We start from the raw sequence: 13,017 nt of genomic DNA on the forward strand, positions 1-13,017 counted from the left end.
GTCATACTAGTCCGAGCTCAACCGCTCACGAGCAAGGAGATCACAGGTGCACCTGGCTGACCTGCGCGGACGCTCCGTGGCCGTCTGGGGTACGGGTCGTGAGGGCGTGGCTGCCGTCACCGCCGTCGCCGCGCACGGCCCGGCGAGCCTGGTGGCCGTCGACGACCGGACGAACTTCCTGTCGCTGCCGTGGGAGGGGGCGGTCGCCCAGGCCGCGCCACTGGTGACCGGCGAGGAAGGGCTCGCCCGGCTGGTCGCGGCAGACGTGGTGATCCGTTCGCCCGGTGTGCCGCAGACCCACCCCTGGATGGCCGAACTGCGCCGACGTGGCATTCCCGTCACGCAGGGCACCGCCCTGTGGATGGCGGATCACGCGGCCCGCACCGTCGGCGTCACCGGCAGCAAGGGCAAGAGCACCACGTCGAGCCTGACCAGCCACCTGCTCAACGCGGTGGAGCGGCCGAACCTGTTCGGCGGCAACATCGGCGTACCGACGCTGGAGCTGCCGGAGGCGGACCTCTACGTGCTGGAACTGTCGAGTTACCAGTGCAGCGACCTCACCGAGTCCCCGCACGTCGCCGTGGTGACCGCCCTGTTCCCCGAACACCTGGACGCGCACGGCGGTGAGCGGGAGTACTACCGGGACAAGCTCAACCTGATCGCACACGACCCGGCGACCGTGGTGGTCAACGGCGCGGACCCGCGGCTGGCGGCGGAGTTGGGTGACCGTCCGGTCGTCCGGGCCGGTCTACCCGACACCACCCACGTCGACGTCGGCCCGGACGGGACGCCCTGGTTCCACCTGGGCGGCCAGCCGCTCTTCCCGCGCGCGGTGCTGCCGTTGGTCGGCCGGCACAACGAGAGCAACCTGTGCGTGGCACTGGCCGTGCTCGAGGCGCTCGACGTCGACGTCGTCGCACGCAAGGACACCCTTGCCGTGGCGATCGCCGAATTCCAGGGTCTGGCACACCGGCTCACCGAGATACCCGACCCGTCCGGCCTCACCTTCGTCGACGACACCCTCGCCACCAGCCCGTACGCGGCGATGCACGCCATCGACGCGTACGACGGTCGGCCCTTGACGGTGATCCTGGGCGGCAACGACCGAGGGGTGGACTACGGCCCGCTCCGCGACCACCTGGCCGAGCGGGATCTCACCGTCATCGGCATCCCGGACAGCGGCCCACGCATCATCCAGACGCTCGCCGGCCTGCCCGGGGTGCGCTGCGAGATCGTCGAGGACCTCACGGCGGCGGTACGCCAGGCGCGCAAGCTCACGCCGGCCGACGGTGTGGTGCTGCTGTCACCCGCCGCGCCCAGCTACGGTCGATACCGCAACTTCGAGCACCGCTCGGAGGCGTTCCTCGAGGCGATCGAGGAGACCGCGGTCCGCTGATCGGCGCTGCTTGAGGCGGGCGGGTCAGCCCCGGACACGGGGCGGCGCTGCCCCGTAGGTCCGGTACAGCCCGATCCCTATCAGCCGTGGCGTTCCTGAGCAATCGGTTATGGGTAGCTGAGCGTATACCGATATCCGACAGCTCGAATCGGGGTCGCGGCGGGATTGGCCCGAGACTTCCAAGAAGCGATAAGCGTCGGCCTCCTCAGTCGTGTCCATCGACCTGAAAGGTTGATGGTGACCACACCGGCGCCTATCTAACCTGACCCCGAAACGCATCGCAGATCATCATTGATCAATCGCTGCGAAGGGGAGTCCTTTCACTCATGTGGACCGTCGAAGAATCGGAATCGATCTGCCATGCCCTGCGCGCCGAATCCGATGGCGTGGAGGATCCCGAGGTGGACCGTCGCGCCGCCGAAGAGACGCTGATCGAGGAGATCGAGCGCGAGGTGGCGGAGTACCGCGAGTGGTATGCCAAACACCGATCGTCCGAGTCGATTGAAGACTCCGTCGAACCGCCTGATGAGCTGCGTGAACGTCTGTGGTTGATCGGATGGATGATCTACGAGGCGAGTTGGCAGATTGTCCGCTGGGCGCGGCGTACCAAAGCGGGTGTCGAGGTCAACCAACGGGCTGCCCACCTCATCGAGCGATTGGCCGAAGTGGCTCGTATCCTGCCCTGGCCGCATTTCGCACCCCGGGCACTGGGGGCGATCCGAGCCGACGCGCTGGTCGCGTCCAAGCGGGACACGCCACAGGGTTACAACGTCGCGTTCCTGCGGCACCGGGAGGCGCGCGAGCGGCGCGACCACTATGTCGAGAGTCATGGTCGTGCACCCGGGCGCGAACGGGAGTTGCTGGGCCTTGAGGAGATCTTCCTCCAGTTGGTGCTGGCCGAGACGGGCACCGCCTGCCGCACGGCGGAGCGTTTCATCGGTCGTTGGCTGGACGAACTGGAGAAGGACCCGCAGAAGCGCCAGTGGACCGCGGACGACGAGGAGCACTGGGTCGAGATCCTGTACCAGCAGCTGTCCGTCGGTGTCGTCATCGGCGAGCAGTCGCTCGACAAGGCCGCCGAGATCGAGCGCGCCTACGGGCTGGTCAAGCGGGTGGGTCGGGATCGACTGGCACTGCGCACAGCCTTCCGCAACCCCGGCATCATGACCGCTCGGGCGGCCCTGCACCTGCTGCCGCTGACGTACGAGATGGAAGAACTCGCCCTGGAGCCGGGTTCCGACTACGAGAGTTGGAAGGAGATGCGCGAGGCGACCATCCGGCGCTTCGTCAAGGCGTACCAGGCTATCGAGAGGCCCGTCCTGGACGACAACGACCAGGCGGTGCCGCTGATCGCCGACCATCGACGGTCAGTCGCCCAGCTTCGGCTCAACGCCGCGCTGGTACTCCCCGGTATCGACCTGCCCACCTCTCTCGACTTCGCGGATTTCCTGCGGTGCGACCCGCTCGACGCCGAAGCGGCCGAGGAGATCTCGGCCTGGCTCGCCGAAGAGGACGGCGCGGGAAAGATCCGCGGCAATGCCAACGCGATCGGCAGCGTGACGATGCCCGCGTTCCTGCGGGGCGTCCGGGCCAGCCGTGCCGAGCGCGGCGTGTCGGAGGGCTACCGGGAATGGCGGCAGCGGTGGTTCGTCCTCGATCGCTATGCCCAGGAGGAGGGCCGCCGCGAACGGGTGGAGCGCGCCTTGCGGGACTACTGACGACGCTCAGCCCTGGCTCCGAGCCGACGTCGGGTCAACGCGCGTAGGCGGCGAACAGGATCCAGGCGAGGTCCGGCCAGCGGCGCCTCACCCACTCCAGTTGGACCTCGCGGAGGGCGACGTCGAGCCGGGTGCCGTTCGTACGGCTCTCGCGAACCATCGCGGCGGCCGTCTTGCTGGCTGAGTAGTCCGCGACGTCGTCGATACACGCCACGACCTGTTCCGCTCCGCCGGCGAGCGTCGCCATCACGAAGTTCAGTGGTTCGGCGTGTTCGACATTCACCAGCCGACCGACCTGACACGACGCGATGAGCAGGGACTGCGGCCAGCGCAGCATCAGCGCCCGGCCGGCGCTGATGGGTGCGTCCGGCAGCAGCAGGGTCTGGCCGAGGCCCACGCCCTCACCGTGGGAGGCGATGTGGACGTAGCGCCAGCGGCCGCTCCGCTCGGACAGTGCGGAGGCGAGCGTGCCGGGCACCTCGACCGGCGGTGCGCCCGGCTCGAGCTCGCACTCGCTGAGCGGAAGGCTCCCACGCTCGGGTGGGGCCAGACCCCAGGCGGCACCCTCTCTTTCGATGCCGAGCTCGCGGCTGCCCCCGGCACGATCCCCGACCAACTGGATCAGGGCGGGCCCGGCAGCGGTCGCAGCGGTCGGACCGGAGAGGAAGGTGAGCACCGGCGTCTGGGTGAGGATCGCTCGCTCCACCAGGTGCGTGTGTGGGTCGACCCGAAGTGCCGCCCACGGCATCAGGCTGAGCGCGGAGTGCGCCGAGATCACCAACGGGACAGGCTCTTCGGTCAGTTGCAGGACGTCACGCAGCTGCGGTGGTAGGAGTTGCTCGCCGAGCGCCTGCCAGTCGACGCCACCGGCCAGGGCGTCGGCCAGACTGACCGTCGGCGCACTGATCGCGGTGATGAACGCCGAGAGGACGTCGCCCACCTGGAGCCGGCCGAAGGAGATGACGCCGGTCGGCTCGATGAGCGTCCGGAACCACGAGGTTTCGGCGGTGACGGTGTCCGGGAGGCCGACGTAGTCGAGCGCGTAACGGTCGCCCACCGCATCGATCAACCGCGCGACGTTCACCGGCACGGGCACGACGGCGTCCGCGAGCAGCGGTGAGACCGCATGCTCGATGCGTTGCCGTAGTTCCTGGAGAAGTTTCTCGTTCTCCGCGTCGGCCGCGCCGAGTTGCTGTCCGGATTCGGCCTCGACCACCTGGTCCAGCAGCGTGCGCAGTCGCCGACCGGTTCGCCAGGTGCGCCAGTTGGTCTCGACGTCGAACCGGTCGGCCCGCACCCGAGAGGCGAAGCCCGACTGCTTGGCCGAGAGACTCACCCGTAGCCCGAGCTCGGCTGCCTGACGGCCCGGCAGCATGGCGGCGGCACGGGCGATGTCGCCGTAGACGCGGCGGATCGCCGCAGCCAGCGGGCTGCCGGAGCGGGAAATCACCCGCCACCGGTCGCGGATCCCCTCGATGGTGTGCAGCGCGTCGTCCAGATGGTCGATCGCCTGATTGACGGCTGCGAGCGGCAGCTGATCCTCGTCGATGAGCAACTCCGCACGTGTCATCGACAGCAGCAGGTCTTCGATGTCGTACTGGGGTGCCCGCCCGCCGGTCCTGCGGAGATGGCGATGAGCGCGGGCGAGCCGCTTGGTCGCGTCATCGCGGTCGCCCTCCGCCCAGGCGCCAAGGGCGTAGGCGTAGTCGATACGGTGACGGCTGACGAACTGGCTGTCCTGGACTGCCTTCCAGTACCCCCGCGACTCCGACTCGCGCAGTAGTCGCCGGACCTGCGCGCCCTCGTTCTCGAGGAGGTGTCCGGCCGCCAACTCGTAATGAAAATAAGCGCGGAAGATGTCGGCGCCGCTTCCGACGAATTCGCTGTCGGGCCGGTCGGCGAGGGTCATCGCGCCGTGGCGGTCGCCCCGGATCCGGCGATCACGGGCCGCCCGGTACCGGATCGTCCGTCCTCGGTACAGGTCCTTGTCGAGATCGACGCCGGCCAGCGTCTCGGAATCGGCCTCCAGCCGGGCGAGCGCCTGCTCGTGCAGAGTGGCGACGTCGACACCTTTGGGGGTCCGCAGGGGAACTCTGAGCAGGGCACAGAGCCGAACGATCGTCCCGGCGCTGTCCAGCGAGTCCAGAAAGGTCGCCGACGAGAATCGGTCGTCGGTCGCGTTCCGGGCGGTGTCGCAGTACGTCTTCAGAGCCTCGGAGAACAGTTCGCTCTCCTGCCGAAACACGTGTTCTTCCGGCATTCCCTCGCGCATGATGTCGACGGCCACCTCGGCGTCCCGAGCGAGCATCATCACGTCATCGCGGGCAAGTACCCGCCGGACCGCGGAAGAGAGCCCACCGTCAGTGGCCATCGGCCGATTATTCGGTCACGTCGATCCACCGTCAATCGTGCGGCCGGGGTGATCGGCAGTCAGGATTCCGATACGTCGATCCCTTGACTGGGGCCGGGCTTCTGCTGAAGTAATTGACCATGGACGAGGTGGATCGCGAAGATCTGACGTACCTGATGACGAAGATCATCGACAGCGAGTTCGAAGAATCCGACTGGCGGCGGGTCGAGCGTGCTCTCGCGCTCCTGGATCAGTCGCGCGGCTTCGCCGACGAGGATTGGACGCAGGGCAGGAATGAGCTGTACAGGTTGCTGGAGAGATATCAACGCACGAGGAGGGGCTTGCGAGATTCGCTGTCCGAGAAAACGGAGAAGCCTGCCCCGCAGTTGATCCGGGAACACGCCGTCCAGTTGTTGCACAAGGTCGGTCACGTACCTCGTCAGGAGCGACGCGCCGATGACTCCGCGTAGACCAGCCCTCATCGTCCACACGTTGTTCGCGGTCAATGCGGCCAGCGGCTCTGCGGAGGAGTCGACTCCCGCCCTGACAGCCGACGCGGTGACAGGTCTCTGGCGTGGCCTGGTGCGGCTCGACCTGACCGAACCGATCGCGCCGTACCCGGCCGACCTACCCGACGACTACGGTCCCGCGACCCCGGAACTGCGCGTGCTGGCCGCGCGGCAGCGGGTGGTTCCGGAGGCGTTCTACGAGGCCCTGGCATTCCGGTGCCGTGACGTCGTCGGCGTGAGCGTGCTGCTCGCACCGAATGACGACGGCGTCGGCTGGCAGGAGTTGCGCGATCGGTGGGCGTCGGCAGTCCCACCGGTCTCCGGCGCGGAACTCAGCACGACCATGGTCTATCTCGGGCTTCTCGATCACCGCCGCGTCAACTGGTTCGGACGGCGGGTAGGGGAGGCCCGGTGGGCGCGGCGGTTGGAGCTGCTCCTGCCCGGCCCACATCCGGGGCCGGGCTGGGCGGCGACCTGGAGCCGCATCGCCGACAGCCTGCTGATGTGGGTCCTACCGGCCGACGAAGGGTACGCGCACAGCCGTTACCTCGTCCTGGCCGACCTCGCCGACGAAGCCGAGCTGGACCGGCTGACGTGGCTGAGCGACGGCCGGGCCCTGCCGCCGCTGACCCGATACGTGCTCTGCGGTGCCGAACTCCGGCACCAGGAGAAGGTTCTGGAGGCGGCTGTTCCAGGTTTACGTGCCGCGATCAGAAGGACTGACCGCGCGTGCGAGACCCTCGCGGAGCTGCTGCGGGTGACCGACCCGTCCGACCGGCAACTGCGTGCCGCCGCGCTGGAGTTGGCCACCGTCCAGGCCGAGGGAAGCGGATTGATCGCGGCCACGGCCGATGTCAGCAAGATGGCGGAGACGGTACGCGGCATCCGCGACAACATGGAGGCGGCCCTCGGCCACGCGGTAGGTCGCCGCCCGAACGCGGCTGTGGAACAGGACCGGACGCGTGCGGCGTGGCTGGCGGACCAACTGCGCATCGAGCTGACCTACGTCGATGCCACATGGCGCAAGGCCGACCAGCTCAACCGTCTCGCGGCAGCCGTGGTGGACGAGCGACACCGTCGCCGGCAGGAGGTGTTGACGCTCATCCAGGCGTCGATTCTGGGCAGCCTGCTGATGGGGCTGGCCGCGATCCAGAGCCTCCAGTACCAGGTACCCCTGGCCGGGCCGCTGGTGGCGCCGTTGATCTGCGTTTTGGGAATCCTGGCACTGCTGCTTCCCGCCGCGGTTCTACACTGGCCGCGCCCGGGTACGTCGGTGCCTCGGCGCCGCTGGCTCGTGGCAGGTGGCTCCGTCTTCGGGGCCGCCCTCGGTTGGCTGATGGCCAGTATCGGCTGGTGGCAGGCGCGGGACGAGCCGGCTCCTTCGACGTGGTCGGCTCTGCTGGCTGCTGCCGGTGCCACCGTGGTGACGGCGTCGGCCCTGCTGCTGATCCGCCCGCGAAAACAATGATCCGCCCGCGACAACCGTTCGCTGTCCTCGGAAAGTCTCCTGAGAACCGGTTTGAGGATCCATGGACTTCGTCTTCGCCAGTGAGCCTGGTCCGGGCCGACCCAACGAGGATCACGTGGTCGTGTCGGCCACCTTCGCCGTCGTCCTGGACGGTGTCACCCAGCTCCCTGATCTGGACACCGGTTGCGTCCATGATCCGATCTGGCTGGTCCGGGAACTGGGCGCCTGTCTCGTGGAGGCGTTGACGCGGGCGCCGACGGCACCACTCGACGACTCCCTGGCGGAGGCGATCGGCCGACTGCGCGGCCGTCACCAGGGCCGGTGTGACCTGTCGAACCCGAACAGCCCCTCGTCTACCGTGGCGATCCTGCGGGAGCGGAGCGGTCAGGTGGACTACCTGGTGTTGTGCGATTCGTCGGTGGTGTTCGAGGACCGGACCGGCATCACCGTCGTCCACGACGACCGTACCGACGGCCTGCCCGCCTACGACCGGCACACCGTGGCGCGGCTTCGCAACCGGCCGGGAGGCTTCTGGGTGGCGTCGACCGACCCGGCCGCCGCCACCGAGGCGGTGACGGGCAGCGTCGCCCTGGACGGGCTGCGTCGGATGTTGGTCTGTACTGACGGGGTCTCGCGGCTCACCGAGTTCTTCGGGCTCAGCTGGACCGACGTGTTCCAGTTGGCCGAGCGCTCCGGGCCGCGAGCTGTCATCGACACGGTCCGAGAATATGAATCGAACCGCCCAGGACTGCTGACCCGGCCGGGGCGAGGTCGGGTGAAGCGACACGACGACGCGACACTCGCCGTCCTTCGAACGGGAAGGATGAATCGCTAGCGGACCTCGGCCGGATCGTTGACGGAATCCCGACCATGCTGTTGCACTGAAGGGCACGTGCCGGTTCAATACTGCCGTTCTGACCTGACGGGACGACATCACCACATGCGCCAACCCGCACCCGTACCGTTTGCCTCACGATCATTCATGACCGGCCGTCGTGGCATTGCGCTCCGGGGGCCCGGTCCGACGGGATGTGCCAGCTGTGATCGAGGAAACGGACAGGCCGATGTCCCCCGATGACCTGTACCGAATGGCAGCGATGGACGCCAAGACGTTGCAGGATCGGATCTTGTCGGCAGCGGGGGACAGCGTCGACGTCAGCGACGGGCGGGTGGCGGCACTCGCCCTCGCCGACGCCCTCCTCGCCGCCGTGCAGGAACACCTCGAACGCACGTCGAACGAGCATGACGTGGAGCTTTTCCTTGAGGTCAACGGGCGGCAACCGGCCGACATCGGGACCTGGCCGGTGACCATCCTGGCGGGCCTACGGCTGCGGCGGACTTCGGCCGACGATCGGCGATCCATCTGCGAACGCGCGGTTCAGTTGGCGGTACGACGGCTTCGACCGCGACCCGGGGCCTGAGCGTCGTCGCCTGACCACCGTGATCATTGACGGCCGGCATTGGGCGATCAGTAGGCTGGCGCTGTGACAACCACCTTTGCTGACCTGACCACGATGCGGGTCGGCGGCCCGATAGGTCGCCTGCACACCCCGGAGACGATCCCGGAGGTTGTCGACCTTCTGCACGAGACCACCGCCGCAGGAGACCCGCTGCTGGTGATGGGTGGCGGATCGAATCTGATCGTGGGTGACGTCGGTTGGGACGGCACGGTGATCAAGACGGCGTCCTCGGAGTTCGACATCGACGGCGAGGTGGTCACCGCCGCCGCCGGCGTCGAATGGGACCACCTGGTGCGGACGACGGTCGCCGAAGGGCTTGCCGGCTTGGAGGCGCTCTCCGGCATCCCCGGCCTGGTGGGAGGCACACCGGTGCAGAACGTCGGCGCGTTCGGCACGGTGACCTCGGACGTGCTGGCGTGGCTGTCCGTGTACGACCGGCAGACCGGTGCCCTGGAACGGTGGACTCCGGACCGCTGTGGGTTCGGCAGCCACCGGCAGTCCGTCTTCAAGCACAGCGACCGGTGGGTCGTGGTGGACGTGACGTACCGCCTGCGCCGGAGTGACCAGTCAAAGCCGATCGGGTACGCCGAACTCGCTGCGAGGTTGGGGATCGAGGTCGGAGGCACGGCAGCGCCGGCTGACGTGCGGGAGGCCGTTCTGGCCCTGCGTCGCGGCAGGGGCATGATCCTTGACCCGGAGGATCACGATACCTGGAGCGTCGGTTCGTTCTTCATCAACCCCGTTCTCGCCGAGGTGCCGGACAGCGTCCGGGACTGCCCGCGCTACCCCGACGCCAAGGGCACGAAATTGCCGGCCGCTTGGTTGATCGAGCGAGCCGGGTTTCCCCGAGGCTTCGGTCATGACTGGGGTAACGGGACGGTGGCTCTGTCCAGCCGCCACGCGCTTGCTGTCACCAATCGGGGTGGCGCCACAACGTCGGAAGTCATGAAATTCGCGGCCCACATCCGGGAAGGTGTCGAAGCGTGCTTCGGCATTCGTCTGGGCCCCGAGTGTGATCTCGTCAACTGCTCATTCTGACGTGATCTTCGAAGCCCCGTACCGACGCTTCTCGGTGTCGGTCCAGGTCGGACGATCGCCGATGGCCCGCGTCGACCTTGACCGACCGACGTCACTCTCGTCTAGCATGCGTATACGGGACGTCGTCACCACTTCCGCCCGCGTCGTGATCCCTGTGAAGGAGACGCATGGCCAGCTTTCCCGCTGTTGCCCTGCCGACCTGTGAGCCGAACTTCCGCCCGGAGGCGGTAGCCGCCGAGATTCACGGCTGGATCTCCTCGGCACCGATGCGTGCTCTCGTCGGCGAGTACGGTGGCACTCTCCCGTCGGCGACGGTCGGTGATCTGCTGACGTGGCTGGACGCCTTCTCCGACGAGCACTGGGACTTCCGCAAGCACGGCAACGTCGAGCGTGACCAGGTGAAGGCACCCAGCTTCACTCCCGCTCAGGCCGAACTCATCCAGGCGGCCGCGACGGCGCTACGTCTGGTCGACGCCGATCGGCCACCGCGATCGACGTACGACCACCTGCTGATCCTGGGTGGCCTCGGGCGGGCCTGTCTACAACGAACCGAGTACGCCGCCCGCCTTGTTCGGGACGCCGCGGTCGCGGTCGGTGCGGTGTCGGCGCTCGGCAGTTTTCGCCAGTTGACCGAGGCGGAGACGTCGTTACCCGGCCTTGCCGACAGCCGCTACGAGGTGGACGCGATGGACGTCGGCGTACGGCTGGGGTTCGGGCTCGCGGAGCCTGCGCTCACCGAGTCGTCCGGCGGCGCCGTGACGCACGAGTCCTGGCAGGTGCGCACGTACCGTGCCGCCGGTTGCCCGGAGGTGCATGTGCTGGCGGCGCCGTCGAGCGAGCCTGCGCAGCGGCGGGCCAACACACCGGACACGTACGACTTCTGGGCCCGGCGGTCCAGCCTTCAGCCGACCGACCGCATCCTCGTCGTCACCTCCTCGATCTACGTGCCGTTTCAGCACAACGACGCGATCCGGATACTGGCGATGCGATACGGCTGTGGTATCGACACCGTCGGGTTCGACCCGGCGCGGGCCAGCGTTCCGATGGCGTCCGGGGCCACCGGCCCCGACCGGTACCTGCAGGAGATCCGGTCCGGGATCCTGTCGATGCGGCGGTTGCACCACGCGCTCGCCGGGAGCCTGACCGCGTGACGGCCGTTGCGCTTCCCCCGGTGCCACTGCCGACCACCGTCGCGGGCGGTGACAACCGCGCCGAACTGGCTCGGGCCATCGCCTCCTGGGTCGACTCGCCGGCGATGACCGCCCTGCTGCGGGAGTTCCGCTACGGGCCGCTGCCGGACGCCCCGCTCGGCGATCGGCTGGCGGCGCTGGAGAAGATCTCGGCTGAGCGTTGGGACTACCGCGCGGGAAACCTCGAACGCCACGAGGCGGTGGGGGAGCGCTTCGACCCGGCGGCCGACGCCCGGATCCGGTCGGCGGCCGGGGCGCTGGGGCTGGCCGACCGGTCCACGCCGTCGGGGCGGCGGTACGACCATGTGCTGGTGCTCGGCGGTGGCGTACGCACGATGATGGCCCGCGCCCATCTGGCAGCCACGATCCTGCGCAGCGGTGTCGGTGCCGGCTCGGTCACCGGGCTCGGCAGCCTACGCCTCCTGCACGACCAGAACGACCTGGCCCGTCAACTCGGGCTGGGCGAGTGTGTGACCGAGGGCGATGCGGTCGACGAGGCGTTGCGGCACGTCTTCGACTCGCCGCCGCGCGCCGATCAGCGGATCGGCAGGACCACGACCGGCGAGCCGTGGTGGATCAGGTCCTACCCGGGGACACAGCCTCCGCTGCACGTCCTCGCCGCACCGTCGAGCCGACCCGGTGAGCGGGCCAATACCGCGGACACACTGATCGGCTGGGCGGAGTTGACCGGGCAGGCACCAGCCGGCGCGCGGTTGCTGCTGGTCACCACCGACATCTTCGTTCCGTTTCAGCACTGTGACGCGGTCCGGATCCTGGGCCTCGGGTACGGCTGCGGCGTGGAGACGGTCGGCTTCGCCAATTTCACGGACCGGTGGGTTCAACCGGCGGAGACCTTCGCGATTCTGCAGGAGGTCCGGTCGGCCATCCGGTCGATGCGGGCGCTGCACCACGCGCTCACCTGATCCGCCGCACACGGTCCCCCGTCGCGGTGTCAGGGGCGGTTGTAGCCGGTGTTTACGCTGGTCGCAGCGGCTGATTGGGGGACTTCGATGACCCGTGACGTGGCCCGTCCACGCCGACGAGGCGGCACCTCCGGCGGGTTCCTCCGCCTGGTGGCGCACACCGACCCGGTGGCCCTGGTCGGCATCACACTGTCGATCACCCTCAGCATCGCGCTCGACCTCAGCAACGCCGCCTCCGGCGTGGAGTCGCTGCTGGCCGGCCTGATGGGTATCACCATCTCGCTGTTGGTGGACTCGCTGGCCCGCGCGGAGCGCCGGTTTCACCTGCGTACCCTGCTGGACGGTCCGCCCTGGCTCGCGCACACCACGACGGAGTTGGCCGGGGCCATCCGGGACGCGACCGAGCAGCACGCGGGGACCCGGGTGGCGGTGGAGGCGCAGCGGCGCTACGAGCAGTTCCGGGCGGAGGCCGAACAACTCGCGTACGGCCGGATCATCCGGCGGGGCGACGAGGACGAGGACCTGGCCGGTGCCACCCGCACCTGCCAGCACCGGTTGGACGGCCTGACCAACGTGATGCCCCGGGTGAGTGGTGAGTTGAGCTGGTGGCGCAGTGAGATCGGGCAGCGCTACTGGGAGGCCAACGTGGAGGCCCTGCGACGCGGTGTCCAGGTCACCCGGGTCTTCGTCTACGCGAACCTGACCGACGAGCTGTCCGCTCTGGTGGAGAAGCAGCGCGCGGCCGGAGCCCGGGTGGGTCTCCTGCCCCTCGGTGTGGTCAGCCCCCACCTGCACGTCAACCTGACGCTGTGGGACCTGTCGAGCTGTTGGGAGGCCCGGATGACCGCCCACGGTGAGATCGGCGAGAACCAGTTCTCCGTCAACCGGGCGGACGTCGCCCGGCTCACCCGCGTGTTCGACCTCTGCGCGAGCGCCGCGACCTTCCAGGACTGACGGCACCCGGG

At 68.6% G+C, this 13,017-nt stretch carries 11 protein-coding genes; 9 read left to right on the forward strand and 2 right to left on the reverse strand.

All coding sequences use genetic code 11. The features are described 5' to 3' along the window. The first annotated feature begins 46 nt into the window (after positions 1–46). On the forward strand, positions 47–1,396 hold the full coding sequence (gene murD, locus O7617_RS22355; protein ID WP_282257917.1) for a UDP-N-acetylmuramoyl-L-alanine--D-glutamate ligase: 1,350 nt from the start codon (positions 47–49) through the stop codon (positions 1,394–1,396). A 326-nt stretch (positions 1,397–1,722) separates the two neighbouring features. After that, positions 1,723–3,114 (forward strand): hypothetical protein, encoded by a 1,392-nt coding sequence (locus O7617_RS22360; RefSeq protein ID WP_282257918.1) that lies wholly within the window; start codon positions 1,723–1,725, stop codon positions 3,112–3,114. 34 nt (positions 3,115–3,148) lie between these two features. Here the strand turns inward: O7617_RS22360 and O7617_RS22365 are convergent, their stop codons facing one another. Continuing rightward, the gene (locus O7617_RS22365; protein WP_282257920.1) at positions 3,149–5,485 is read right to left on the reverse strand and encodes a CHAT domain-containing protein; all 2,337 of its coding nucleotides are present in this window, start codon (positions 5,483–5,485) and stop codon (positions 3,149–3,151) included. Between the two features lie 59 nt (positions 5,486–5,544). Beyond that, positions 5,545–5,895: a hypothetical protein gene (locus O7617_RS22370; RefSeq protein WP_282257922.1), complete on the reverse strand. Its 351-nt coding sequence runs from the start codon at positions 5,893–5,895 to the stop codon at positions 5,545–5,547. 25 nt (positions 5,896–5,920) lie between these two features. On the opposite strand from O7617_RS22370, the gene O7617_RS22375 reads away from it, so the two are divergent. The 7 genes from O7617_RS22375 (at position 5,921) to O7617_RS22405 (ending at position 13,006) form a co-directional block, all read left to right on the forward strand. Next, positions 5,921–7,441: a CATRA conflict system CASPASE/TPR repeat-associated protein gene (locus O7617_RS22375; protein ID WP_282257923.1), complete on the forward strand. Its 1,521-nt coding sequence runs from the start codon at positions 5,921–5,923 to the stop codon at positions 7,439–7,441. A 61-nt stretch (positions 7,442–7,502) separates the two neighbouring features. Next, a complete protein-coding gene (locus O7617_RS22380) occupies positions 7,503–8,276 on the forward strand; it encodes a protein phosphatase 2C domain-containing protein (protein ID WP_282257925.1) in 774 nt (257 codons plus the stop codon). A 253-nt stretch (positions 8,277–8,529) separates the two neighbouring features. Then, complete coding sequence (locus O7617_RS22385; protein WP_282257927.1) at positions 8,530–8,862, forward strand: hypothetical protein; 333 nt, start codon at positions 8,530–8,532, stop codon at positions 8,860–8,862. A gap of 63 nt (positions 8,863–8,925) precedes the next feature. Next, entirely contained in the window at positions 8,926–9,939 is a 1,014-nt protein-coding gene (locus tag O7617_RS22390) for a UDP-N-acetylmuramate dehydrogenase (protein WP_282257928.1), read from the forward strand. A 167-nt stretch (positions 9,940–10,106) separates the two neighbouring features. Beyond that, positions 10,107–11,090 (forward strand): hypothetical protein, encoded by a 984-nt coding sequence (locus O7617_RS22395; RefSeq protein WP_282257929.1) that lies wholly within the window; start codon positions 10,107–10,109, stop codon positions 11,088–11,090. Continuing rightward, on the forward strand, positions 11,087–12,052 hold the full coding sequence (locus O7617_RS22400; protein WP_282257930.1) for a hypothetical protein: 966 nt from the start codon (positions 11,087–11,089) through the stop codon (positions 12,050–12,052). Before O7617_RS22395 ends, O7617_RS22400 begins: the two co-directional genes overlap by 4 nt. Before the next feature lie 87 nt (positions 12,053–12,139). Then, a complete protein-coding gene (locus O7617_RS22405) occupies positions 12,140–13,006 on the forward strand; it encodes a hypothetical protein (RefSeq protein ID WP_282257931.1) in 867 nt (288 codons plus the stop codon). The last annotated feature ends 11 nt before the right edge of the window (positions 13,007–13,017 follow it).

Source organism: Micromonospora sp. WMMD1155 (assembly GCF_029581275.1).
GTDB lineage: Bacteria > Actinomycetota > Actinomycetes > Mycobacteriales > Micromonosporaceae > Micromonospora.

Excerpts from the sequence above, each read along its gene's own strand:
- O7617_RS22360 (WP_282257918.1), top strand. The coding sequence starts at position 1,723 with ATGTGGACCGTCGAAGAATCGGAATCGATCTGCCATGCCCTGCGCGCC.
- O7617_RS22365 (WP_282257920.1), bottom strand. The coding sequence starts at position 5,485 with ATGGCCACTGACGGTGGGCTCTCTTCCGCGGTCCGGCGGGTACTTGCC.
- O7617_RS22375 (WP_282257923.1), top strand. The coding sequence starts at position 5,921 with ATGACTCCGCGTAGACCAGCCCTCATCGTCCACACGTTGTTCGCGGTC.
- O7617_RS22380 (WP_282257925.1), top strand. The coding sequence starts at position 7,503 with ATGGACTTCGTCTTCGCCAGTGAGCCTGGTCCGGGCCGACCCAACGAG.
- O7617_RS22385 (WP_282257927.1), top strand. The coding sequence starts at position 8,530 with ATGGCAGCGATGGACGCCAAGACGTTGCAGGATCGGATCTTGTCGGCA.
- O7617_RS22395 (WP_282257929.1), top strand. The coding sequence starts at position 10,107 with ATGGCCAGCTTTCCCGCTGTTGCCCTGCCGACCTGTGAGCCGAACTTC.
- O7617_RS22405 (WP_282257931.1), top strand. The coding sequence starts at position 12,140 with ATGACCCGTGACGTGGCCCGTCCACGCCGACGAGGCGGCACCTCCGGC.